The organism is Actinacidiphila sp. bgisy144, assembly GCF_057708105.1.
This window is the reverse complement of record NZ_JBYIRM010000021.1, coordinates 66,347-89,243: the sequence shown is the minus strand read 5'-3', so window position 1 is coordinate 89,243 and position 22,897 is coordinate 66,347. Positions and strand designations below refer to the sequence as shown.

Sequence of the window (22,897 nt, the reverse complement as noted above, 5' to 3'; positions counted from 1 at the left end):
TCCCACGCGGACGTACCGGCCCGCCGCGTTTCGCGGCCCGCGCAGCCCCTGCCCCACTACCGGGCGTTCATCCGCAAAACCGGCCTTTCGGGTGCGTTCGTCAACACCGTGACTGCGGCTGCCCTGTTTCACCTCCCTCGTCAGAGTGACTAAATGTCGCCAAATCATTACCAGTCGCTACGATCCGATGCGTGAACCAGGTAGCTCGCCGTCTCGGCAAGACATTCGCGCTCGTTCTTCCGGTCGTCCTCGTGTTGTCGGGGACGCTCGCCGTCGCCCGCGTGCCGTGGGCCTCCTCCTCGCCGTCGGACGGACAGGTGCTGACCGCGGCGTCGTCGAAGAAGCAGGCATCCCTCGCGCCCCAGGAGGCGCTGCGCCAGAAGCTGCTGGCCGAACTCCAGGAGAAGGACCCGGGCGTCGCCCTGACCGACCTCCAGGTGGCCATGGCCAAGCAGCCCAGCCTCGCGCGGTACTGCGTCGACATCGCCCGCTCGCTGGGCCGCGCCGCCGTCGCGAAGTACGACGGCGCCGCCCACCGCGCACAGGCGTGGTCCCGGCCGGTCTGCGACACGTCGTTCGCGACCGGCGTCGCGTCCGTCGGCTGACCGGCAGCGACCGGCAGCGACCGACAGCGACCGACAGCGGCCATCAGCAACCAGCGGCAACCATCAGCAACGAGCGGCGAGGCAGCGGCCAAGCACGGCACGCACGCCTCCGCGGACAGCCCCGTACGACGGCCGCGGGCACAACAGCGGCCGGTACGGCGGCAGTCGGCGCCCATCGACGGAACACCCGGACGCGGACAGGCGTACGGCCCGCAGCACCCGGGCCGTACGCCTCCCGTCGCATAGGGTGCGCTGCATGACCCGCGCCGACCAGCACCCCGGTAACTCCGCCCCGCCCGCCCCCACCCCGGTCACCCAGGCGGTCCTGCTCGCCGGCGGGCAGGGCTCGCGGCTGCGGCCGTACACCGACGACCGCCCCAAGCCGATGGTGGAGATCCCCGGCACGGGCACGCCGATCATCGGCCACCAGCTGGCCTGGCTCGCCGCCGAAGGCGTCACGGACGCCGTCATCTCCTGCGGCCACCTCGCCGAGGTCCTCCAGGAGTGGCTGGACGCCACCCCGCTGCCGCTCAGCGTCACCACCGTCATCGAGCGCGAGCCGCTGGGCCGCGGCGGCGGGCTGAAGTACGCTGCCGCCTCGCTGCCCCGCCCGGAAGAGCCCTGGTACGCCACCAACGGCGACATCTGGACCCGTTTCCCGCTGCACGAGATGGCCGAGTTCCACCACGAGCGTGCCGCCGTCGCCACGCTCGCCCTGGCCCGTCCCCGCATCCCCTGGGGCGCCGTGGAGACCAACGAGTTCGGCCAGGTGCTGGACTTCATCGAGGCGCCCCCGTCGCCGTACCTGATCAACGCCGGCGTGTACGTCTTCGCCCCCGCCTTCACCGCGATGCTGCCCGATCTCGGTGACCACGAGCGGACCACCTTCCCCCGGCTGGCCCGGGAACGGCGGCTCGCCGGCTTCCCGATCCCGCACGGCGCCTACTGGCGGGCCATCGACACCGCGAAGGACCTCAACGAGGCGGCCAAGGAACTGGGTTCGCACCGCGGCTGACCCCCGCACCGCCCGCTGCCCGGGCCGCCCGACACCGCTGCCCCGCCCGCCGCCCGGGCGCCGCACCCGTACCCGCGTGCCCGCGCACCCGTACCCCGCGCACATGGACAAGGGGCGCCCCCTTCCGAAGGAGGCGCCCCTTGTCCATGGGTCCGGCCGGCTCAGGCGGTGTTCACCGGCGTCCCCTCCTGGTGCCCCGGCCCCGCCGACAGCCCGAGCAGCGGCCCGCTGCCCAGCAGCCCGCCGATCGCGCCCTGCGACGGCTTCGGCGACGGCGCGGGCGGCGCGGGTGCCTGGGTCGCGACGGGCGGCGGCGCCTGGGTGACGGGGGCGCTCCCACCGGAGGAGCCCCCGGAAGAGCCGCCGGACCCGGACCCCGAACCGCTGCCGGTCGCCGTGCCCGTGGAACCGCCACCGGTGCCGATGGTGGTGTGGGTGCTCTGCGGCGTGCTGCTGCCGCTCGGCGCGTGCGTACGGCTCGGCGTCGCGCCGGGCGCCGTGCTCGCGCCGCTCGTGCTCGGGCCAGGCGACGGCTTCGCGTCGTCCGGGGCGCCGGAACTGCCGTCGCTGTCACCGCCGGAGACCTCCGGCAGCGGCGAACCGGGCAGGTTGTTCACGGGGGTCGGCCCGGTGCCGGTGCGGCCGTGCTCGGTGGTGCTGGCGCGGACGGCCGCGCCCAGCACCGAGCCGACCAGCAGCGTCAGGCCGATGGTGACGGTGGCGAGCACGGTGCCGCGGCGCAGCACGCGCCGCCGCAGGTCCCACAGGGTGACGCGGGGGCCGAGCCGGCGCCAGGCGTCGCCGGCCAGGTGGCCGTCGACGGAGTAGACCGGGGCGCCGGCGATCACCAGCGGGCTCCAGGCGGCCAGGTAGATGAAGTCGGGTGCGTCGTAGACCGGGACGGTCCGCCAGCTGACGGTGACCAGCAGGGCGATCGAGACGGCGGCGCCGAACACGGCGGCGACCCGCTGCCACAGGCCGAAGACGGTGAGCACACCGACCACGACCTGGAGGAAGGCGACGGACAGGCCCGCGCCCACCGGATGGTTGAGGGCGGCGTCGCGCAGCGGCTCAGCGGCGGCCCACGGGTGCAGCGACGACAGCCACTTGACCATGGAGCCGCGGCTGCCGCCGTCGAAGTAGACCGGGTCGCACAGCTTGCCCATGCCCGCGTAGATGGACACGAAGCCGAGGAAGACGCGCAGCGGCAGCAGCACGATGCCGAGGTTCATCCGCCGGTGCGGGTAGTACGCGTGCCGGACGGAGTCGCGGCGTCCGCGCGGGCGGCGGGTGCGGGCGCGGTCGTCGCCGCCCGCCGGGTCGCCGTACCGGCCGTCAGCGTCTTCGGCGTACTCGGCGTACTCGGCGTCCGCGCCGTCGGGGTAGCCTCCGCCGCGGCCGCCGGTCGCGACCAGCGGGTCGTCCAGCGGGGCGCGCTGGCCGACCACCGTGGCGACCGCGGGCGGCAGCACGGCCGTCTCGTCGATCCGCGGCAGGACCTGGGTCACGGCCCCGGCGCTCCCCGGGCCGTCGGCGGCATCGGCCTGCCGGCGCACCGCCTGCGTCAACTCGGGCGAGGTGTGCCCGGACCACACGACGGGCCGGCCGCGCCGCACGGACGGGGTCCGTACCGGGCCCCCGAAGGCGAGGGCGCGGGTCGAGGCCGCGCCGAGCTGCACCCGGAAGCTCGCGTGGTTGACGATGACCTGGGCGGGATCGCTCGGCACCCGTGCCATGGTCAGCACGCGCTCATCAAACCCGGGCGCCCCTCCCCCCGTCGAGGTGCGGGGTGTTCTGGTGTCCACACTCATCTAACCGAGTGACGGTCGTTTAGGACACTGCCTGACGGTCCCCCGTCAGACGAGTGCGGCCCGGGAGAGGCGGAGGGGCGAACGGCCCGATCCGTTCCCGCGCGGCGCGGATTTCACCGAAATCTCATCCTTTTCCCATGGTGTCGCCAAGGCGACACCAAGATTTGGCCAGCAGGATGCGGTGGTCAGTCCAAGTCCCGGTCCAGGAGCGGTGTGATGATCCTGCACGACCCCCGAGTGCGCCGGCTCGCCCGGCGGGTCCGCGTCAACGCCAGGAAGGTGATCACCGCGCCGCCGCCGGTCCTCGCGCCCGAGGACACCCGTCTGGTGCCCGACCCGGTGTTCGTCATCTCCTCGATCCGGTCCGGCTCCACCCTGCTGCGGGTGCTGCTCAACAGCCACCCCGACATCCGCGCCCCGCACGAGATGCACCTGCGGACCCTCAAGCTCTCCTACGGCGAGTCCTACACGGAGAAGGCGATGGGCCTGCTCGAACTGGACCACCGGGAGCTGGAGCACCTGCTGTGGGACCGGGTGCTCCACCGTGAACTGGTGCGCAGCGAGAAGAAGGTCATCGTCGACAAGACGCCGGGCAACGCCGAACTGTGGCAGCGGCTGCACGAGGCGTGGCCCAGGGCCCGGTTCATCTTCCTGCTGCGCAACCCCGCCTCGGTGGTCGCCTCCCAGATGGACTCCCGCCCGGACAAGGGCCTCGACTGGACGGTCCGCCACATCCGGCGCTACGTCGAGCAGGTCGACGCCGCCCGCGACGCCCTCGACGGCATCACCGTGCGCTACGAGGACCTGACCGCCGACCCCGAGGCGCAGTGCCGCCGCCTGTGTACGTACCTGGGCGTCGAGTGGGCGCCCAAGATGGTGCGTTACGGACGGCAGGACCACGGCCCGTTCCAGGTCACGATGGGCGACTGGAGCGACAAGATCAAGTCGGGGCGGGTCCAGGAGCCGCGCCCGATGCCGAAGCCCGAGGACGTGCCCGAGCCGCTGCGGGCGATCACCCGAAAGTGGGACTACCCCTGCTGAGCGGGGAGTTCCGGTGCTGAGCAGACCGTCCCCCTGCTCAGCACGGCAGGCGTCGGCTCCCGGCGCCGCCGTACGTCAGGCGCGGCGGCGGGACGCCTCGTAGAGCACGACGCCAGCGGCCACGCCGGCGTTGAGCGACTCCGCGCCGCCCGGCATGGGAATCCGCACCAGCAGGTCGCAGGTCTCGCCGACCAGCCGGGACAGCCCCTTGCCCTCGGACCCGGCCACCACGACCACCGGGCCGTCCAGCAGCTCCAGGTCCTGCAACTCCATGTCGCCGTCGGCGGCCAGCCCGACCACGGTCAGCCCGGCCTTCTGGTACGCCTCCAGGGTGCGGGTCAGGTTGGTGGCGCGGGCCACCGGCACCCGGGCCGCGGTGCCCGCCGACGTCTTCCACGCGCCCGCGGTCATCCCCGCCGCGCGCCGCTCGGGCACCACCACGCCGTGCCCGCCGAAGGCGGCGACGGAGCGCACCACGGCGCCGAGGTTGCGCGGGTCGGTGACGCCGTCGAGCGCCACGATCAGCGGGTCCTCGCCGCGGTCGGCCGCGGCCGCCACCAGGTCCTCGGGGTGGGCGTACTCGTAGGGCGGGATCTGGAGCACCAGGCCCTGGTGGTTCAGGCCCGCGGTGATCCGGTCCAGCTCCGGCCGCGGCGCCTCCAGCAGCGGCACCCCGCGGTCGGTGGCGAGCGTCACCGCCTCGCGCACCCGGTCGTCGTTGTCGATGAACTGCTGAACGTAGACGGCCGTCGCGGGGATGTCGGCGCGCAGCGCCTCGACCACCGGGTTGCGGCCGACCACCATCTCCGACGTCGACTTGGCGCCGCGGCCCGAGGGGCGGCGGGACTGGGCCGACACCGTCCGCCGGGCCTGCGCGTTGGCGACCCGGTTCTTCTTGTGGCCCTTGCGCGCCTCGGCCGGCGGGGTCGGGCCCTTGCCCTCAAGGCCCTTGCGGCGCTGCCCGCCACTGCCGACCGTGGCGCCCTTCTTGTTGGACGTACGGCGGTTCCTGCGCTGGCTGTTGCCGGCCATCGGACACTCTCTTCTTCGGTCGAACGCTGCAAAGCTGCACGGGGCCCGCGAGCCGGTGGACGGATCAGCCCCGCAGGGTCCAGCGCGAGCCGGTCGGGGTGTCCTCGATCTCCAGTCCCGCCTGGACGAGCTGGTCGCGGATGGCGTCGGCGGTGCCGTAGTCCTTGCGGGACCGCGCCGACTGGCGCTGCTCCAGCACCAGCTGGACCAGGGAGTCGACGACGCCGTGCAGGTCGTCGCCGCCCTCGGCGCTGCGCCAGTGCGGGTCGAGCGGGTCCAGGCCCAGTACTCCGAGCATCGCACGGACCTCGGCCAGTCGCGCGACCGCGGTCTCCTTGTCGTCGGCGGTCAGGGCGCTGTTGCCCTGCCGGACGGTGGTGTGCACCACGGCCAGCGCCTGCGGGACGCCCATGTCGTCGTCCATCGCCTCGGCGAAGGCCGGCGGCACCTCGGCGGCCGGCTCGACGGTGCCCGCCTTCTCCACCACCCGCTGCGCGAAGCCCTCGATCCGGGCGAACGCCGCCTCGGCCTCGCGCAGAGCCTCCTCGCTGTACTCGATCATCGACCGGTAGTGCGGGGTGCCCAGGTAGTAGCGCAGCACGATCGGCCGCCAGCGCCGCACCATCTCCGAGACCAGCACCGAGTTGCCGAGCGACTTGCTCATCTTCTCGCCGCTCATGGTGACCCAGGCGTTGTGCACCCAGTACCGCGCGAACTCGTCGCCGTACGCCTTCGCCTGGGCGATCTCGTTCTCGTGGTGCGGGAAGATCAGGTCGATGCCGCCGCCGTGGATGTCGAAGGCGCTGCCCAGGTACTTGTGCGCCATCGCCGAGCACTCCAGGTGCCAGCCGGGCCGGCCGCGGCCCCAAGGGGTCGGCCAGGACGGCTCGCCGGGCTTGGCGGCCTTCCACATCGCGAAGTCCCGCTGGTCGCGCTTGCCGGTCTCGCCCTCGCCCTCGGGCTGGCGCAGGTTGTCCAGCTCCTGGTTGGACAGCTCCAGGTAGCCGGGGAACGAGCGCACGTCGAAGTAGACGTTCCCGTCGGCCACGTAGGCGTGGCCGCGCTCGATGAGGCCGCGCATCATCTCGATCATCTCCGGCACGTGGCCGGTCGCCCGCGGCTCGTACGTCGGCGGGAGGCAGCCGAGCGCGTCGTAGCCGGCGGTGAAGGCGCGCTCGTTCTCGTAGCCGATCGCCCACCAGGGGCGGCCCTGTTCGGCGGCCTTCTTGATGATCTTGTCGTCGATGTCCGTCACGTTGCGGACGAAGCTCACTTCGTAGCCGCGGTAGCGGAACCACCGGCGCATGATGTCGAAGTTGAGCCCCGACCGGATGTGGCCGATGTGCGGGGCCGCCTGCACGGTGGCGCCGCACAGGTAGATCGAGACGCGGCCCGGCGTGAGCGGGGCGAAATCACGAACCTGGCGCGCGTTGGTGTCGTACAGGCGAATAGTCACGCCACAAGGGTAGTGGGCGAAGCCCTGTGCCCCGCGCCCCTGGGCCAACTGCACATACTGCGGACACATAACAGCCCGGACGGCACAGTCGCGCGCGGCGCCCGCCGCGCCGCCCGGTCGTCAGGGCGCGGCCGGAGCGGAGCGGACCACCAGCGCGGTCGCGATCGCGGCGAGCCCCTCGCCCCGGCCGGTGAAGCCCAGCCCGTCGGAGGTGGCCGCGCTGACGAAGACCGGCGCGCCCACGGCGGCGGCCAGCACCTGCTGCGCCTCGTCGCGCCGCTTGCCGATCTTGGGCCGCTTGCCGACCACCTGGACGGCGACGTTGCCGACCGTGAAGCCCGCGGCGCGTACGATCCGCGCGGCCTCGGCCAGCAGCGCCGTCCCGGAGGCGCCCGCCCACTCCGGCCGCCCGGTGCCGAAGTGCGCGCCGAGGTCGCCCAGGCCCGCCGCGGAGAACAGCGCGTTGCAGGCGGCGTGCGCGACCACGTCGGCGTCGGAGTGCCCGGCCAGCCCGCTGCCCTCGCCCTCCCACTTCAGGCCCGCGCACCACAGCTCGCGGCCCTCCTCGAAGGCGTGGATGTCGGTGCCGATGCCGACCTGCGGCAGCGGCGGCAGCCCGCCCGCGTACGCTCCCGGGCCGGCGGCCGGCTCGGGAGCCGGCCGCGCGCCGGGGGTGTGCTGTTCAGCGGTCATGGCCACTCCTGCGGGCGAGTACGGCCTCGGCGAGCACGAGGTCGAGCGGGCGGGTCACCTTGAACGCCTCCTCGTGTCCGGGCACCACCACGACCGGCAGGCCGAGCTGCTCGACCATGCTCGCGTCGTCGGTCACGTCCTGGGTGACGGTGGCGTGCGCCTTGGCGAGCACCGCGCGGTCGAACCCCTGCGGGGTCTGCACCGCCCGCAGCAGGGCGCGCTGCGGGGTGCCGGTGACCGCGCCGGTCTCCGGCTCGACGCTCTTGACGGTGTCGGCCAGCGGCAGGCCGGGGACGACGGCCGGGGCGCCGGCGCGCACCGCCTCGACCACGCCCTCGACGGTCTCGACCGGCACCAAAGGGCGGGCCGCGTCATGGACCAGCACCACGTCGACGTCGTCGGGCAGTGCGGCCAGACCGAGCCGCACCGAGTCCTGGCGGGTCTCGCCGCCGGGGACGACGGTGACAGTGGTCACACCGGACGCGCCGGACGCGCCGGCCAGTTCGTGGGCGTCGAGCAGCGCCCGGACCTCGGCCGCGCCGTCGGGCGGGGCGACCACCACGATGACCTGCACCGCACGGGCCGCGGCCAGCGCGCGGACGGCATGGACGAGCATCGGCACCCCGCCCAGGGTGCGCAGCGCCTTGGGCGCGCCGGGGCCGAGCCGGACGCCACGTCCGGCGGCGGGAATGACAGCGGCGGTACGCAGGTTTGTGTCCTTGTGTCAGATGGGTATCGCACTCAGAGTGCCGGGAACGGTGTTCCTCCGGACCCCTTCCGTGACCCCCGGGGGACCTTCGTGGCCACGGCACGACGGGCATGCGGCGGTATCAGCATGCCGCAGCACCCGGTCGTCCTGCTCAACCGGGTGCCGCGGCAGGTCCCCCGACGGTGGCCGGGGGGTGCGTCTGCGTAAGTCGGTACGTCACATGGGGCGGCGTGGGGTCTCACACCGGCAAGGACGCGACACGAGAACGTCCGAAAAGGGACGGTCTTACGACGCGAGGACCTCGTCGAGCAGCGTCTCGGCCTTGTCCTCGTTGGTGTTCTCGGCCAGTGCGAGTTCGCTGACCAGGATCTGGCGCGCCTTGGCGAGCATCCGCTTCTCGCCCGCCGACAGGCCGCGCTCGCGCTCACGGCGCCACAGGTCGCGGACGACCTCGGCGACCTTGATGACGTCGCCGGACGCCAGCTTCTCGAGATTTGCCTTGTAGCGGCGGGACCAGTTGGTGGGCTCCTCGGTGTACGGCGCGCGGAGCACCTCGAAGACCCGGTCCAAACCGTCCTGACCGACCACGTCGCGTACGCCGACGAACTCCGCATTGTCCGCGGGCACACGTACCGTCAAGTCGCCCTGGGCGACCTTGAGCACCAAGTAGGTCTTGTCCACGCCTTTGATCTGGCGAATTTCGATCGCTTCGATCAGCGCGGCCCCGTGATGGGGATAGACCACGGTGTCGCCAACCTTGAACGTCATGTGACAGGTACCCCTTCCGTGGCTATCCAGGGTAACACGGGAACGGCGTCTTCTGAATGGCGTTTCCGCAGGTCAGGGCATATCTCGGGGCTTGACAACCGCCCCCGGAACGTGCTGGAGGGGGCGTCGCCGACCGGGTATCCGCAGGTCGGAGCGGGTATACGCGGGGGGCGAAACGTGCCCGTTACGACCCCGAACAGCTCCGAACGCGGGTCGATACGTCCCGATTTGTCGCTCCTACAGGAGTGCGTCACCGCTACGCCGTTCGGGCCGACGGCCGGTTACCCGCCGTCCGAAGATCGAATTTTGCCCGATCATGGAAAAGGCCCGCGGCACCCGTCCGGGCGCTCCGGTAATCAACCCGCCCTAATGGCGGGGCCGGTGCGCGGCCCAGCGCATGTCCTCGGTAATCTAAGGCCGCTGGAAGATCTTCCGTACCCTGCCCAAGGAGATGCCGCCGCCGTGGTCCGCAGCATCCGTCGCGGCGCTGTCGCCGCTGTACTCGCGCTCTCGATCGCGCCCCTCGCCGCCGCGTGCGCGGCCGGAACCGACGCGCAGACGCTGGGGGTCCACCCGGACAGCGACGCCGGGTCGACAGGCGATGTGAAGGTGCAGAACGCCTTCGTGCTCACCGACCCGAGCGGCCCGGCGACCGTCACCGCCCGCCTGTTCAACAACGGCTCCCACGCCCAGACCCTGCAGTCCGTGCAGATCGCGGGCACCACGATGGCCCAGCTGAAGGGCCAGCACGGGGGGTCGACGATCAGCGTGCCGGCGCACGGCAGCGTGCTGCTGGGCGGCAAGGGCAACGCGGCCGCGGTGCTGCCGGGCACCGGCGAGTCGCTGCGGGACGGCGACGTCCAGAACGCGGTGTTCTCCTTCAGCTCCGCCGGCGCGGTGAAGATGCAGGTCAACGTGACGCCGGCGAGCAGCTACTTCGCGCCGTACGGGCCCGGCTCGCTGCCCACCACCGCGGCGCCGACCACCCCGACGACTCCGACGACTCCGGCCACGCCGAAGACACCGAAGTCCCCGTCGACCCCCACCACCGGCACGTCCTCCGGTACGTCGGGCACGTCAAGCACGTCCGGCACCTCGGGCAGCAGCTCGTAAGGCGTACGCAGGCATGAGTAAGGGGCTCGGCACCTGGTGTCGAGCCCCTTACCGTTGCGCGGTCCGCGCCCGTACAGAGGCGGCGGGCCGGCTTACGGCTCGAACTTGTAGCCCAGGCCCCGGACCGTCACCAGGTAGCGCGGCGCGCCCGGGTCCGGCTCGATCTTCGCCCGCAGCCGCTTGACGTGGACATCGAGGGTCTTGGTGTCGCCGACGTAGTCCGCGCCCCAGACCCGGTCGATGAGCTGCATCCGGGTCAGCACCCGCCCGGCGTTGCGCAGCAGCATCTCCAGCAGGTCGAACTCCTTCAGCGGGAGGTCCACCTTGCCGCCGCCGACGGTGACCACGTGCCGGTCCACGTCCATCCGGACCGGCCCGGCCTCCAGGGCCGCCGGCGAGATCTCCTCCGGCTCGCCGCGGCGGCGCAGCACCGCGCGGATGCGGGCGACCAGTTCGCGGGAGGAGAACGGCTTGGTCACGTAGTCGTCGGCACCTATCTCCAGGCCGACGACCTTGTCGATCTCGCTGTCCTTGGCGGTGACCATGATCACCGGGACGTTGGACTTGAGCCGGAGCTGGCGGCAGACCTCGGTGCCGGGCAGGCCGGGCAGCATCAGGTCGAGCAGTACCAGGTCGGCGCCGTTGCGCTCGAACTCGTCCAGCGCGTCGGGCCCGGTCGCGGAGATCGCGACCTCGAAGCCCTCCTTGCGGAGCATGTACGACAGCGCGTCGCTGAAGGACTCTTCGTCCTCTACGACGAGTACGCGGGTCACGGGAGGACCTCCGGGGCGGGGATGTGTTCGGGGAGGGTCTGGAGGAGCTTGTCGTCCGTCGGCTCTTCGACGTCGTCGTACTGCTCGTCCGGGTCGGCGCGCTCGGATGGGTCGGAGCGGTCCGGCTGGTCGGGGCGGCGGCCGGCGCGGTCGGAGCGGTCCGACCCTGCGCCCGCCTCCGGGGAACGGCCGCGGGCTGCCTCGGGCAGGCGCAGCGTGAAGGTGGAGCCCTGTCCCTCGACGCTCCACACCGTGACCTCCCCGCCGTGCGAGGCGGCCACGTGTTTGACGATGGACAGGCCGAGACCGGTGCCGCCGGTGGCCCGCGAGCGCGCCGGGTCGACCCGGTAGAAGCGCTCGAAGACCCGCTCGCGGTCCCGCTCGGAGATGCCGATGCCCTGGTCGGTGACGGAGATCTCGATCCGGTCGCCGCCGGAGGCGGTGATCCTGCGGCCGGCGATGCCGACCCTGGTGCGGGCCGGGCTGTAGTTGACGGCGTTCTCGACGAGGTTGCCGAGAGCGGCGGCGAGCTGGCCCCGGTTCCCCCAGATGTACAGGTCGGGGGTGGTGCCGGTGGCCATGGTGATCTGCTTGGAGTTGGCGGGCTGCCGGCAGCGGTCGACCGCCTCGGCGACGAGGTCGTCCACGGCGACCGGCTCGGCGTCGACGAGGGCGTTGTCGTCCTGGACCCGGGACAGGTCGATGATCTCCTGCACCAGGCTGGTCAGCCGGGTGGCCTCGATCTGCATCCGGCCGGCGAAGCGGTTGACCGCCTCGGGGTCGTCGGACGCGTCCATCACCGCTTCGGAGAGCAGCGACAGGGCGCCGACCGGGGTCTTCAGCTCGTGGCTGACGTTCGCCACGAAGTCGCGGCGCACCGCCTCGATACGGCGCGCCTCGGTCAGGTCCTCCACCAGCAGCAGCACCAGCCGGGAGCCCAGCGGGGCGACCCGGGCGGAGACCGCCAGCCCTTCGCCCCGCCCGGCGCCGCGACGCGGCAGGTCGAGCTCGACCTGCCGTATCTCGCCGTCCCTGCGGGTCTCGCGGGCCATCTGGAGCATCTGGTCGACGGCCAGCCGGCCGCCTCTGACCAGTCCGAGGGCGTACGCCGCCGAGCTGGCCTTGACCACGGTGTCGCCCTCGTCGAGGACGACGGCGGAGGAGCGGAGCACGGACAGGACGGTGTCCACGCCCGGGGGGAGTACAGCGGTCATGTTGTCGGTCCGTAGCGCTTTACGGGTGGGACGGGCCTGTTCCCGCTCGCTCCACCGGAACGCGAGTACGGCGCTGGCGCCGGTCAGGAGACCGGCTATCGCGCTGGCTGCGGCCACTGCCGCGTTCACGTCCACGTCTACAGGTTAGGTGGCCTGTTCAATTGCTTTACAACCCTCGGAGCGAGCTCTCGGATGTACGTTGCCAAGAGTTCACCTTGACGAGGGTCTGGATTCACCTGCGATGCGCGGCCGGTACGCGTACGGCCATCAGCGTGTGAGCGTGGAGGAGAAGCCTCTCTTTTGAGCACACGTTTCGGCCACGGCATGTGTGCCCTCGGCCTGTACGGAAGGAAAGCGATGCGGGACGCATACCACGAGGAGCTGGACTCGATCGGTGACGGGCTGGTCGAGATGGCCCGGCTCGTCGGGTCCGCGATAGGCCGGGCCACCACCGCGATGCTGGACGCGGACCTGAAGGTCGCCGAGAGCGTGATCGCCGCGGACGAGAAGGTCGACGACCTCCAGCGGGAGCTGGAGAACCGCGCGATCACGCTGCTCGCCCGGCAGCAGCCGGTCGCCACCGACCTGCGGATCGTCGTGACCAGCCTGCGGATGAGCGCCGACCTGGAGCGCTCCGGCGACCTGGCCCGGCACGTGGCCAAGCTCACCCGGCTGCGCTTCCCGGAGACGGTCGTGCCCCGGGACCTGCACAGCACCATCCTGGAGATGGGCCAGCTCGCCCAGCGGCTGATGGCGAAGGCCGCCGAGGTGATCATCACCAAGGACGTCGACGACGCGCTCCAGCTGGAGGCGGACGACGACCGCATGGACGAGCTGCACCGCACGCTCTTCCAGCACCTCCTGGACGACCGCTGGAAGCACGGCATCGAGACCGCGGTCGACGTCACCCTGGTCGGCCGGTACTACGAGCGGTTCGCCGACCACGCGGTGTCGGTCGCCAAGCGCGTCGTCTACCTGGTGACGGGCGAGCACGCGGACGAGCTGAGCCCGACGCCGAGCGCCGACGGCGCGTAACGCCGGCCCGGGTTCGCCCGGCTCGGGTTCGCCCGTACGGGGGACGGGTGCGCGGGGGACGAGCGTGCGGGCGGGCCGGGGAGTGCGCGGGGAGAGGTTCGCGGAGGGGGTCGGGACATGCCTCGGGAGGGCCACGGGGAGGGCCTCGGGCAGGGGGCGCGCGAGGCGTGGGCGCGTTGCCCGGGATGCCCTCGTGCGCCCTTGAAACACCGGTACGCGCCGGGTTCACTGGTGGTCAGGCCAGCCTGAGGAGGGTGTCACCGATGCCGCAGTCCCCCACTCCACCGCCCGCCCGCGACCTCGACCACCGCACGCCGGGCGCGGCGCCGCCACTGCGCACCCCGCTGCCCCTGGTCGCCGCCTGCGGCTGCGGTTCGGGCTGCGGCTGCGGCTGCCAGTCCGGCAGCCCCTGCCAGTGCAGCGGCTGCTCCCACTAGTTCCGACAGCTTCCCCGGCTCCCACGAGAGCGCGCGCCCGGTTCGCACCGCCGCCGAACGGGCAGCACGGGCCCCGCCTGGGCGACCAGGCCGGGGCCCGCGTGCTTCGGTCCCGGCGGGTCCGGCGTCAGCCGATCGCCACGTTGGCGGTCAGCCGCCTCAGCAGCTCCTTGATCTGCGCGGTCTCCGCGGCGTCGAGCCCCATCGCGCCGCTCATCGCGACCGGCACCCCGGCGGCCCGCTCGCGCAGCCGCACGCCCTCGGCGGTGAGGGAGACCGTCACCGAGCGCTCGTCGTCGGGACGGCGCTCGCGCCGCACCAGGCCGTTGGCCTCCAGCCGCTTCAGCAGCGGGGTCAAGGTGCCGTAGTCGAGCTGGAGCGCGGCGCCGAGTTCCTTGACCGCCACGGCTTCGTGCTCCCAGAGCACCAGCATCACCAGATACTGGGGGTAGGTCAGCCCGAGGGAGTCGAGCAGCGGCCGGTAGCGCGCGGTGACGGCGCGGGAGGCCGCGTAGAGGGCGAAGCACAGCTGGTCGTCGAGGAGCAGGGTCGCGGGCGCGGCTTCCGCGGCCGATTCCGCCGCCCGTTCGGCGGCGTCGCTCACCGCGGCCGCCGCCTGCATGTCGCTGTTGGCCATCGCGTCTCCTCCCGTTGATCTCGCGGCCCCAGGCTACTGCTCGGCACGCAGCCGATGACAGAGCACACCATTCACCTTGCCACAATCAAACATCACACACTTAACTTGTGCACGAGGCAATCGTGTCGTATCTTCTTGCTTGCAAGGTTCCGCAGAGGACGGGGCCCGAACCGCAGGAGTACGCCATGACCACCACACCCGCCGCGGGCGCCAGCGACTACACCCCCGAGGCGCCGGTGCTCGAACCGGCCGCCGCGGCCTTCGCCGAGGCCACCTCCAAGCCGCCGTTCCTCTACCAGCTGCCGCCGGCCGAGGGCCGCGCCGCCGTGGACGAGGTGCAGTCCGGCGACACCCCTAAGCTCGCGGTCGACGAGGAGTGGGTGACCGTGCAGGGCGGCCCGACCGGCAGCGTGCGGGCCCGCATCGTCCGCCCGCAGGGCGCCAAGGGCCAGCTCCCGGTGATCCTCTACATCCACGGCGCCGGCTGGGTGTTCGGCAACGCCCACACCCACGACCGGCTGGTGCGCGAACTGGCCGTCGGGGCCGGCGCCGCCGTGGTCTTCCCCGAGTACGACCGCTCACCCGAGGCGCGCTACCCCGTCGCCATCGAGCAGAACTACACCGTCGCCCGCTGGATCGGCACCGACGGCACCGGCCACGGCCTGGACCCGGCCCGGATCGCGGTGGCCGGCGACTCGGTCGGCGGCAACATGGCCGCGGCCCTCACCCTCCAGGCCAAGGAGCGCGGGGACGTCCGGCTGCGCCAGCAGGTCCTCTTCTACCCGGTCACCGACGCCTCCTTCGACACCGCCTCCTACCACCAGTTCGCCGAGGGCTACTTCCTCGCCCGCGAGGGGATGAAGTGGTTCTGGGACCAGTACACGACCAGCGAGGCGGAGCGCGCCGAGATCACCGCGTCGCCGCTGCGGGCCACCACCGAGCAGCTCACCGGCCTGCCCCCGGCCCTGGTCATCACCGGCGAGGCCGACGTGCTGCGCGACGAGGGCGAGGCGTACGCGAACAAGCTGCGCGCCGCCGGCGTCCCGGTCACCGCCGTCCGCTACCAGGGCGTCATCCACGACTTCGTGATGGTCGACGCCCTGCGCGGGACCCACGCCGCCGAAGCCGCGATCACCCTCGCCGCCACCACCCTCCGCACCGCCCTCCACGCCTGACGCCGAACCGTGTCCCCCTCACACACACGAAAGCCCCCGCCCCGCGGATACGTCCGCGGGGCGGGGGCTTTCGGGGCGAGGGGTTACTTCTTGCCCTGATTCTTGACCGCTTCGATGGCGGCGGAGGCCGCGTCCGGGTCGAGGTAGGTGCCGCCGGGGGTGACCGGGCGGAAGTCGGCGTCGAGGTCGTAGGCGAGGGGGATGCCCGTGGGGATGTTCAGGCCCGCGATGTCGGCGTCGGAGATGCCGTCGAGGTGCTTGACCAGGGCGCGCAGCGAGTTGCCGTGGGCGACGACGAGCACGGTCCGGCCGGTGCGCAGGTCCGGGACGATGCCGTCGTACCAATACGGGAGCATCCGCTCGACGACGTCCTTGAGGCACTCGGTGCGGGGCCGCAGCTCCGGGGGGATGCCGGCGTAGCGCGGGTCGTCGGACTGGGAGAACTCGGCGCCGTCGGCGAGCACCGGCGGCGGGGTGTCGTAGGAGCGGCGCCAGAGCATGAACTGCTCCTCGCCGAACTCCGCGAGGGTCTGCGCCTTGTCCTTGCCCTGGAGCGCGCCGTAGTGCCGCTCGTTCAGCCGCCAGGAGCGCCGCACCGGCACCCAGAGCCGGTCGGCTGCTTCCAGGGCGAGCTGCGAGGTGCGGATCGCGCGCTTGAGCAGGGAGGTGTGCAGCACGTCGGGCAGCAGACCGGCGTCCTTGAGCAGCTCACCGCCCCGGACCGCCTCCTTCTCGCCCTTGTCGTTGAGGTTGACGTCCACCCAGCCGGTGAAGAGGTTCTTCGCGTTCCACTCGCTCTCGCCGTGGCGGAGGAGGATCAGCTTGTACGCAGCAGCCATGCCTCCGAGCGTAATGGAGGCCGGGCGGCGCCCTTCGACCGCCTCGGCCGCCTGGGCCGCGACGACCTCCGTCCGCCGCCCGCCGTATAGCTACGGTTACGGCTACGGCTCCCGTGACGGCTCCGGCTCGGTGAGGTGGGCGAACGCCTCGAGGTTGCGGGTGGACTCCCCGCGGGAGACCCGCCACGCATACTCCTTGCGGATCGCCGACGCGAAGCCGAGTTCGAGCAGCACGTTGAAGGGGCCGTCGGCGTTCTCCAGGACCGCGCCGAGCAGCCGGTCCACCTCGTCGGGGGTGACCGCGGCCAGCGGGAGCCGGCCGGTGAGGTAGACGTCGCCGAGCCGGTCGACGGCGTACGCGACGCCGTACGTGCGGAGGTTGCGCTCCAGCAGCCAGCGGTGGAAGGCGTCGTGGTTCTCGTCGGGGTGGCGGATCACGAACGCGTTCAGGGAGAGGGTGTGCTCGCCCACGATGAGCTGAGTGGTCGTCGCCAGCTTGCGGGTGCCCGGGAGTTGGGTGACATAGGTGCCCGGGCGGGGCGACTCCCACGGGAGTTCGGCCTCGCGCAGCGCCTGCTCCACCGCCGCACGGGCGCGGGCGGCGGGCGAGGACGGCTCGGGGGGCTCGGACCGTTCGGGGCGGCCGGACTGGTCGGGCCGGTCGGGCCGGTCGGAACGCTGGGGCGGCTCGGGGGAAGCGTCAGCCATGCGCCGATCGTAGGTGACGGCGGTACTCCTGCTGCGCTGCCGCGTACACCTCGGCCGTGTCCGCCGCCGCCGCGCCCCACCCGAACCCGCGGGCGTGCCGGGCCGCGGCCGCGCCGAGGCGGTCGGCCAGGTGCGGGTCGTCCACGAACCGCCGCAGCGCCTCCGCGTAGTCCCGAGGGTCGTGCCCGGGGACGAGGAAACCGGTACTGCCGTCGGCGACCGCGACCGGCAGCCCGCCGACCGACGCGGCGACCACCGGGGTGCCGCACGCCTGCGCCTCGATCGCGACCAGCCCGAACGACTCGCTGTAGGACGGCATGACCAGCACGGTCGCCGCGCGGTACCAGTCCGCGAGCTGCTCCTGCCCGACCGGCGGCCGGAAGCGTACGACGTCGCACACCCCGAGCCGCGCGGCCAGCTTGTGCAGCGCCTCGGGCTTGGCCAGCCCGCTGCCGCTGGGGCCGCCGACGATGGGCACCACCAGCCGCTCGCGCAGCGACGGGTCGCGCTCCAGCAGCACCGCGGCCGCGCGGACCAGGACGTCCGGCGCCTTCAGCGGCTGTATCCGGCCGGCGAAGAGCGGGATCACCGCGTCCTGCGGCAGCCCGAGCCGCTGCCGGGCGGCGGCCCGCCCGCCCGGCTCGGGCCGGAAGCGGTCGAGGTTCACCCCGGGGTGGACGACGGCGACCTTCGCGGGCTCCGCGTCGTAGTGCCGCACGAGCTCGGCGGCCTCCTCGTCGGTGTTCGCGATCAGCCGGTCCGCGGCCGCCACCACCTGCGTCTCGCCGATCACCCGGGCGGTCGGCTCGGGCGCGTCCTCGTCGGCCAGCGCCGCGTTCTTCACCTTGGCCATGGTGTGCATGGCGTGCACCAGCGGCACGCCCCAGCGCTCGGCGGCCAGCCAGCCGACGTGGCCGGAGAGCCAGTAGTGGGAGTGCACCAGGTCGTAGTGGCCCGGGCGGTGGCCGGCCCACGCCTGCATCACGCCGTGGGTGAACGCGCAGAGCTGCGCGGGCAGGTCCTCCTTGGCGAGTCCCTCGTACGGGCCCGCGTCCACGTGGCGCACCAGGACGCCGGGGGCCAGCTCGACCGCCGCGGGCGCGTCGCCGGTGGTGGCCCGGGTGAAGATCTCGACCTCGATGTCCCGCTCGGCCAGCCGCCGGGCCAGCTCCACGATGTACACGTTCATCCCGCCGGCGTCGCCGGTGCCCGGTTGGTGCAGGGGCGAGGTGTGCACGCTCAGCATCGCCACCCGCCGCACCCGGCGCCCGCCGGTCCACCGCTTGTGGAGGGCTCCCCTGCGGGCGGCGAGCCGTGACGTCTGCGTGGTCACCATGCGATCCTTCCGGCAGCCGTACGTATGTCGTCAACCCCCGACAACATCGGAACGCCCGGTTCCATTTCCGATCATGGGAACCGATGTCCGGTCGTTACTTGGGGGCCGCCCCGGCATCCCGCCTTCCCGACTTCTGCGCCTTCCCGACTTCTGTGCCTTCCCCGTCTTCCCGCCCCGCCCGGACCCTGCACGTGCACACCGCTCTACGCTCTTTTCATGAGCGGCGGGCGCGCGAGCGGCACGGTGGGCACGGTGACCAGGGGCACCACCAACCCCAACCGGCTGCGCCGCATGGACCGCTGGATCGCCGCCACCCTCGCCCGGGAGCTGCGCGGCGCCGCCGACCCGCTCGCCGTCGACCTCGGATACGGCGCAGCGCCCTGGACCGCCGTGGAGCTGCTGGCCCGGCTGCGGCAGGTGCGGCCGGCCACCGAGGTGGTCGGCTTCGAGATCGACCCCGCCCGGGTCACCGCGGCACTCCCCTATGTCCGCGACGGCCTGACCTTCCGGCACGGCGGCTTCGAACTGCCGCTGCCGGCCGGCCGCCGTCCACTGCTGATCCGCGCGGCGAACGTCCTGCGCCAGTACGACGAGGCCGAGGTAGCGGGGGTGTGGGAGGCGCTACGGGCCCGGCTGGCGCCCGGCGGCCTGCTCGTCGAGGGCACCTGCGACGAGATCGGGCGGCGGCACGTCTGGGTCGCGCTCGGCCCCGAAGGCCCCCGCAGCCTCACCTTCGCGACCCGGCTCGGCTCGCTGCACCGGCCGTCCGACCTGGCGGAACGGCTGCCGAAGGCGCTCATTCACCGCAATGTGCCGGGCGAGCCGGTCCACGCCTTCCTCACGGCGTTCGACCGCGCCTGGGCCACTGCGGCGCCGCTGTCCGCGCTGGGCGCCCGGCAGCGGTGGATCAGGGCGGTGCGGGACCTGCGGGAGCAGGGGTGGCCGGTGCTGGACGGGCCCGGGCGATGGCGGCAGGGGGAGGTCACGGTGGCGTGGGAGTCGGTGGCGCCGGGCGGGTGATCGGCTGGGTGCGGGGGCGCCTGAACGGGCCCTGCGCGGGCGGTGCGGGTGCGGGTGCGGGCGGCCCGCATGGCGGGGCGGGCCGTCCCGAGGAGCCGCGTGGACCCGGAACAGGGTCGCGTTCGCCACACGGTTGCACCTGGCACGCGTGACCTTGGTCATGCGCGGATACCCCCATTGGCTCCCAAACCGCCCGTCCGGACCGGCATATGCCGCCCGACATTCACTTTGGGCACTCCCTCACCGTCCGGTTGAACCACTAGGGTCGCCAGACCGAGACCTCAGGGGGAGGGAAGGAGTCGAGTGATGTCCGCTGCACGGCGCGGCACCGAACGGCCCTCGGACGCCCGCTGCGGCGTCCAGGGCCGCGCAGGCGTGCCCGCGGACGCCTCGACACGGCAGGCCGCACCCTCCGCCGCCCCGGCGACCGTTCCTCCGGTGGCCGCTCCTCCAGCGGCAGCAGCGGTCGGACATGCGGCGCCGGGCCCCGACGGCTCCGAGCCGTCGCTCACCCTGCCCCGGCAGCGCGACGACACCGTCCCCGACCAGCTCGTCCTGACCCTGCTGGTCATCGGCGACGACCCGGCCGGGGCGTTCACCGCGCCGTACTTCCATGAGCCGGGCGGCCCCCGCATCCGCCTGCTGCGGGCGCGCAACCTGACCGCGGCGGGGCGGCTGCTCACGGATGACGTGCACTGCATCCTGCTCGACCTGCCGGACGTGCTCGACGGCCTCCAGCAGGTGACGCGGCTGGCGCCGGGCACCGCGGTCCTCGTCCTCACCGAGGGCACCGACGACGGGGAGGCGGCCGCGGAAGCGGTCCGGATCGGCGCGCAGGACCACCTCGCCCGGGACAGCGTCGACGGCGCCACCGTCACCCGCGCCGTGCGCTACGCGGTGGAACGCAAGCGCGCCGACCTCGCGCAGCGCCAGCTCACCGAGACCCGGCTGCTCGCCCAGGAGAACCGGCGGCTGGAGCGCGGACTGCTGCCCGTACCGCTGCTGGAGGGCGCCAACGGGCTGCGGTTCGCGTCGCGTTACCGGCCCGGCCGCAGCCGCGCCCTGCTCGGCGGCGACTTCTACGACACGGTGCGCACCACGGACGGGACCGTGCACGCGATGATCGGCGACGTGTGCGGGCACGGCCCGGACGCCGCCGCGCTCGGCGTGGAGCTGCGGATCGCCTGGCGGGCGCTGACCTTCGCAGGGCTCGGCGGCGAGGAACTGCTGCGCACCTTGCAGAACGTGCTGGTGCACGAGCGGGCCGACGACGAGATCTTCGCGACGCTGTGCGCGGTCGACCTCGCGCCGGACGGCCGTTCGGCCCAGCTGCACCTGGCCGGGCACCCGACACCGATGATCGCCGGGCCCGGGCGGGCGCCGGCGCTGCTTCCGTACGAGGCGGGCGGGCCCGCGCTCGGGCTGCTGCCGGACGCCGAGTGGGAGCGGATCAGTGTGCGGCTGGACGGTGAGTGGTCGCTGATGCTCTACACGGACGGCCTGATCGAGGGCCGCATCGGCCAGGGCACGCAGCGGCTGGGCCAGGAGGGCATGATCGGGCTCGCCGGGGAGCTGATGGCCGCGGGGCTCGGCGGCGAGGAGCTGCTGGACGCGACCATGGCGAAGGTGCGGGAGCTCAACGGCGGGGAGCTGACGGACGACGTGGCTGTGGTGCTGCTGGAGCGGCAGGCGTAGGAGCCGGTCGGCGTAGGGAGCCGGTAGGGCTTCTCCGGTGCGAGCGGTGGGCGCTCGCCTCAGCGGCGGCCGTTGTACGGGCCGTACGGACCGTCGCTGCTGCTGCCCCTGCTGCCGCCGCCGCGGCGCCCGAAGCGTCCGCCGATGCCGCCCGCACCGCGCCCGCGGCCGCTGACGGCACGGACCGCCGGGCGGACGTCCACCATGTACACGATCACGGCGATCAGGCCGATGACCGGCAAGAACGACATGATGCTGAACAGCTTCATCACCGCGGCCGCGATGCCGAGGATGATCAGCCAGAACGCCTTGGTGTTCTTGTCCGCCGCTCGGTAGGCGTCCTCACGGCGGATCGCCGCGTCGACGAACGCGAAGAGCGCGAAGAGGAAGAGCGCCAACGAGATCAGGCCGAACACCGAGAAGAACGCTGTGATCAGTATGTCGTCCACCGCCTCAGTCACTGTCGGGTCATTGCCACCGTACCGGTCCTACCCGCTGAACGGACCGGGCGCGCCTTCGGTGCCCGGTCCGCCGCTTCTCCGCCCGGCTACTCCGTCGGCTTCTTCGGAGTGGTGCGGCGCTGGGCGGCGGGCTTCTTCGGAGCAGCCGGCTTGGGCGCCTCCGAGTCCGACGCCGACCCCGCCTTGGCGGACCGCGGCTTCGCCTTGGCCTCGGGTGCCGCGGCGGACGGGGACTCCTCGGCGGCCTGCCCCTTGGCGGGCTCCTCCTGGGAGGTCTCGCCCCGCCACTTCGCGACGGCGTCCTTGCCGCGCTCGGCCAGCTCGTCGTACGTCTCGCGGGTGCGTACCGCGTACTCGGCGGCGCGGCCCACACCCTGGAGCGCCAGGCCCTGCACGGACTCGCCGATCTTGCGGAAGTCCGGGCGGAGTTCCTTGAGGTCCTTCAGGTCCAGGTCGGAGAAGGTCTCGTTGAACTTGCTCTGGGCGTCCCTGGCTCCCTCGGCGACGCGCTGCTGCACGTCCTTCGGGTCCGTCGCCCGCAGCTTCTCGAAGTGCCCGGGCGCCTGCTCGCGGAGCTTCTCCAGCATCCCCGGCACCTCGCGCAGCTTCTCCGCGGCGAGGTCGGCGGTGCCCGCGACGGCGTACAGCGGGGTCGGGTTGCGCAGGCCCTTCACGATGTCGTCGGTGATCGTCATTGCTCTCAGCCCTCTTCTTCCTTGCTTCGTCGCTTGCTCGTCGCTTGCTCGGCCGCCCGCTCCGCAACCACCGAGGCGGCCGCTTCGTCGCGGTCCGCCGCCGATACGGGTCCGGCGCCGTCGTCCCCCTCCGGCGCCGCGGCGTTCTCCTTGCGGAAGGACTCGTAGATCTGGATCAGCACCTGCTTCTGGCGCTCGTTGATCGACGGGTCGGCCAGGATCGCCGCGGGTACCTCCAGCTCGTCCCGCTCCCGTGCGTCGAGGATGCCCGCCTGCACGTACAGCGTCTCCGCCGATATCCGCAGCGCCTTCGCCAACTGCTGGAGGATCTCCGCGCTCGGCTTGCGCAGCCCGCGCTCGATCTGGCTCAGATACGGGTTCGACACCCCCGCGGCGTCAGCGAGCTGCCGCAGGCTCAGCCGCGCCCCGCGCCGCTGCTCCCGCAGGAACTCCCCCAGCTCCCCCACCTTCAACGCACCCATGCCCCCACCATGCCCCATCCCGCTAACTTTTGCAAGCACCCCGCTTGCAACTGTTTCCCCCACCGCTCCACTGCCCGTACGCGCGGGAGGCGGCTGTCTGGTGCAGAGCCGGACTGTCAGCGTCAGATGCCAGGATTCGTGGTCACC

24 protein-coding genes are annotated in these 22,897 nt (G+C 72.8%); 9 read left to right on the top strand and 15 right to left on the bottom strand.

Features of this window, described 5'->3' with window-relative positions; all coding sequences use genetic code 11:
• Nucleotides 1-191 precede the first annotated feature (191 nt).
• Nucleotides 192-605, top strand: a complete 414-nt coding sequence (locus AC3EVP_RS23575; protein ID WP_335981329.1) for a hypothetical protein — start codon at nt 192-194, stop codon at nt 603-605.
• A gap of 256 nt (nt 606-861) precedes the next feature.
• A complete protein-coding gene (locus tag AC3EVP_RS23570; RefSeq protein ID WP_335981326.1) occupies nt 862-1,620 on the top strand; it encodes a nucleotidyltransferase family protein in 759 nt (252 codons plus the stop codon).
• A gap of 161 nt (nt 1,621-1,781) precedes the next feature.
• Here AC3EVP_RS23570 and AC3EVP_RS23565 read toward each other — a convergent pair whose 3' ends face one another.
• Nucleotides 1,782-3,431 (bottom strand): DoxX family protein, encoded by a 1,650-nt coding sequence (locus tag AC3EVP_RS23565; protein ID WP_335981324.1) that lies wholly within the window; start codon nt 3,429-3,431, stop codon nt 1,782-1,784.
• 216 nt (nt 3,432-3,647) lie between these two features.
• On the opposite strand from AC3EVP_RS23565, the gene AC3EVP_RS23560 reads away from it, so the two are divergent.
• Entirely contained in the window at nt 3,648-4,472 is an 825-nt protein-coding gene (locus AC3EVP_RS23560; RefSeq protein WP_435132717.1) for a sulfotransferase family protein, read from the top strand.
• 75 nt (nt 4,473-4,547) lie between these two features.
• On the opposite strand, the gene rlmB is transcribed toward AC3EVP_RS23560, so the two are convergent.
• The 5 genes from rlmB to AC3EVP_RS23535 form a co-directional block, all read right to left on the bottom strand.
• A complete protein-coding gene (rlmB, locus tag AC3EVP_RS23555; protein ID WP_335981319.1) occupies nt 4,548-5,504 on the bottom strand; it encodes a 23S rRNA (guanosine(2251)-2'-O)-methyltransferase RlmB in 957 nt (318 codons plus the stop codon).
• Nucleotides 5,505-5,568: 64 nt separating this feature from the next.
• Nucleotides 5,569-6,960 carry a cysteine--tRNA ligase gene (gene cysS, locus AC3EVP_RS23550; protein WP_435132715.1) on the bottom strand — a complete coding sequence of 464 codons (1,392 nt, stop codon included), beginning with the start codon at nt 6,958-6,960 and terminating at the stop codon, nt 5,569-5,571.
• 120 nt (nt 6,961-7,080) lie between these two features.
• The gene (gene ispF, locus AC3EVP_RS23545) at nt 7,081-7,653 is read right to left on the bottom strand and encodes a 2-C-methyl-D-erythritol 2,4-cyclodiphosphate synthase (protein ID WP_435132712.1); all 573 of its coding nucleotides are present in this window, start codon (nt 7,651-7,653) and stop codon (nt 7,081-7,083) included.
• Nucleotides 7,643-8,362: a 2-C-methyl-D-erythritol 4-phosphate cytidylyltransferase gene (gene ispD / locus AC3EVP_RS23540; protein ID WP_435132817.1), complete on the bottom strand. Its 720-nt coding sequence runs from the start codon at nt 8,360-8,362 to the stop codon at nt 7,643-7,645. The genes ispF and ispD overlap by 11 nt, the downstream gene beginning before the upstream one ends.
• A gap of 285 nt (nt 8,363-8,647) precedes the next feature.
• Complete coding sequence (locus tag AC3EVP_RS23535; protein WP_103889522.1) at nt 8,648-9,130, bottom strand: CarD family transcriptional regulator; 483 nt, start codon at nt 9,128-9,130, stop codon at nt 8,648-8,650.
• A 462-nt stretch (nt 9,131-9,592) separates the two neighbouring features.
• Between AC3EVP_RS23535 and AC3EVP_RS23530 the strand changes: the two genes are divergently transcribed.
• The gene (locus AC3EVP_RS23530; protein ID WP_435132709.1) at nt 9,593-10,243 is read left to right on the top strand and encodes a DUF461 domain-containing protein; all 651 of its coding nucleotides are present in this window, start codon (nt 9,593-9,595) and stop codon (nt 10,241-10,243) included.
• 92 nt (nt 10,244-10,335) lie between these two features.
• Here the strand turns inward: AC3EVP_RS23530 and phoP are convergent, their stop codons facing one another.
• Together phoP and phoR are read right to left on the bottom strand one after the other, a co-directional pair.
• Nucleotides 10,336-11,016 carry a two-component system response regulator PhoP gene (phoP, locus tag AC3EVP_RS23525; RefSeq protein WP_031525271.1) on the bottom strand — a complete coding sequence of 227 codons (681 nt, stop codon included), beginning with the start codon at nt 11,014-11,016 and terminating at the stop codon, nt 10,336-10,338.
• Nucleotides 11,013-12,365: a two-component system sensor histidine kinase PhoR gene (gene phoR, locus AC3EVP_RS23520; protein ID WP_435132706.1), complete on the bottom strand. Its 1,353-nt coding sequence runs from the start codon at nt 12,363-12,365 to the stop codon at nt 11,013-11,015. Before phoR ends, phoP begins: the two co-directional genes overlap by 4 nt.
• A 222-nt stretch (nt 12,366-12,587) precedes the next feature.
• Between phoR and phoU the strand changes: the two genes are divergently transcribed.
• Together phoU and AC3EVP_RS23510 are read left to right on the top strand one after the other, a co-directional pair.
• Complete coding sequence (gene phoU / locus AC3EVP_RS23515; protein ID WP_335981302.1) at nt 12,588-13,265, top strand: phosphate signaling complex protein PhoU; 678 nt, start codon at nt 12,588-12,590, stop codon at nt 13,263-13,265.
• A gap of 263 nt (nt 13,266-13,528) precedes the next feature.
• A complete protein-coding gene (locus AC3EVP_RS23510) occupies nt 13,529-13,702 on the top strand; it encodes a hypothetical protein (RefSeq protein ID WP_335981300.1) in 174 nt (57 codons plus the stop codon).
• 127 nt (nt 13,703-13,829) lie between these two features.
• On the opposite strand, the gene AC3EVP_RS23505 is transcribed toward AC3EVP_RS23510, so the two are convergent.
• Nucleotides 13,830-14,339 (bottom strand): MarR family winged helix-turn-helix transcriptional regulator, encoded by a 510-nt coding sequence (locus AC3EVP_RS23505; protein WP_435132702.1) that lies wholly within the window; start codon nt 14,337-14,339, stop codon nt 13,830-13,832.
• 185 nt (nt 14,340-14,524) lie between these two features.
• Here AC3EVP_RS23505 and AC3EVP_RS23500 point away from each other — a divergent pair, with 185 nt between their 5' ends.
• Nucleotides 14,525-15,514: an alpha/beta hydrolase gene (locus AC3EVP_RS23500; RefSeq protein WP_335981296.1), complete on the top strand. Its 990-nt coding sequence runs from the start codon at nt 14,525-14,527 to the stop codon at nt 15,512-15,514.
• A gap of 83 nt (nt 15,515-15,597) precedes the next feature.
• Here the strand turns inward: AC3EVP_RS23500 and AC3EVP_RS23495 are convergent, their stop codons facing one another.
• The 3 genes from AC3EVP_RS23495 to mshA all read right to left on the bottom strand — a co-directional run bounded on the left by AC3EVP_RS23495 (nt 15,598) and on the right by mshA (nt 18,394).
• On the bottom strand, nt 15,598-16,353 hold the full coding sequence (locus AC3EVP_RS23495) for a phosphoglyceromutase (protein WP_335981295.1): 756 nt from the start codon (nt 16,351-16,353) through the stop codon (nt 15,598-15,600).
• A gap of 102 nt (nt 16,354-16,455) precedes the next feature.
• Entirely contained in the window at nt 16,456-17,061 is a 606-nt protein-coding gene (locus AC3EVP_RS23490) for a type III secretion system chaperone family protein (protein WP_435132699.1), read from the bottom strand.
• On the bottom strand, nt 17,054-18,394 hold the full coding sequence (gene mshA, locus AC3EVP_RS23485) for a D-inositol-3-phosphate glycosyltransferase (RefSeq protein WP_435132814.1): 1,341 nt from the start codon (nt 18,392-18,394) through the stop codon (nt 17,054-17,056). Before mshA ends, AC3EVP_RS23490 begins: the two co-directional genes overlap by 8 nt.
• A 219-nt stretch (nt 18,395-18,613) precedes the next feature.
• Here mshA and AC3EVP_RS23480 point away from each other — a divergent pair, with 219 nt between their 5' ends.
• Both AC3EVP_RS23480 and AC3EVP_RS23475 read left to right on the top strand, forming a co-directional pair.
• Nucleotides 18,614-19,417 carry a class I SAM-dependent methyltransferase gene (locus AC3EVP_RS23480; RefSeq protein WP_435132696.1) on the top strand — a complete coding sequence of 268 codons (804 nt, stop codon included), beginning with the start codon at nt 18,614-18,616 and terminating at the stop codon, nt 19,415-19,417.
• A 306-nt stretch (nt 19,418-19,723) separates the two neighbouring features.
• On the top strand, nt 19,724-21,112 hold the full coding sequence (locus AC3EVP_RS23475; RefSeq protein ID WP_435132694.1) for a PP2C family protein-serine/threonine phosphatase: 1,389 nt from the start codon (nt 19,724-19,726) through the stop codon (nt 21,110-21,112).
• Between the two features lie 59 nt (nt 21,113-21,171).
• On the opposite strand, the gene AC3EVP_RS23470 is transcribed toward AC3EVP_RS23475, so the two are convergent.
• The 3 genes from AC3EVP_RS23470 to AC3EVP_RS23460 form a co-directional block, all read right to left on the bottom strand.
• Nucleotides 21,172-21,552, bottom strand: coding sequence for a DUF2516 family protein (locus AC3EVP_RS23470; RefSeq protein ID WP_335981406.1), 381 nt, complete (start codon nt 21,550-21,552; stop codon nt 21,172-21,174).
• A gap of 107 nt (nt 21,553-21,659) precedes the next feature.
• Nucleotides 21,660-22,268 (bottom strand): hypothetical protein, encoded by a 609-nt coding sequence (locus AC3EVP_RS23465; protein ID WP_435132691.1) that lies wholly within the window; start codon nt 22,266-22,268, stop codon nt 21,660-21,662.
• 5 nt (nt 22,269-22,273) lie between these two features.
• Nucleotides 22,274-22,750 carry a helix-turn-helix domain-containing protein gene (locus AC3EVP_RS23460; protein WP_335981284.1) on the bottom strand — a complete coding sequence of 159 codons (477 nt, stop codon included), beginning with the start codon at nt 22,748-22,750 and terminating at the stop codon, nt 22,274-22,276.
• Nucleotides 22,751-22,897 lie beyond the last annotated feature (147 nt).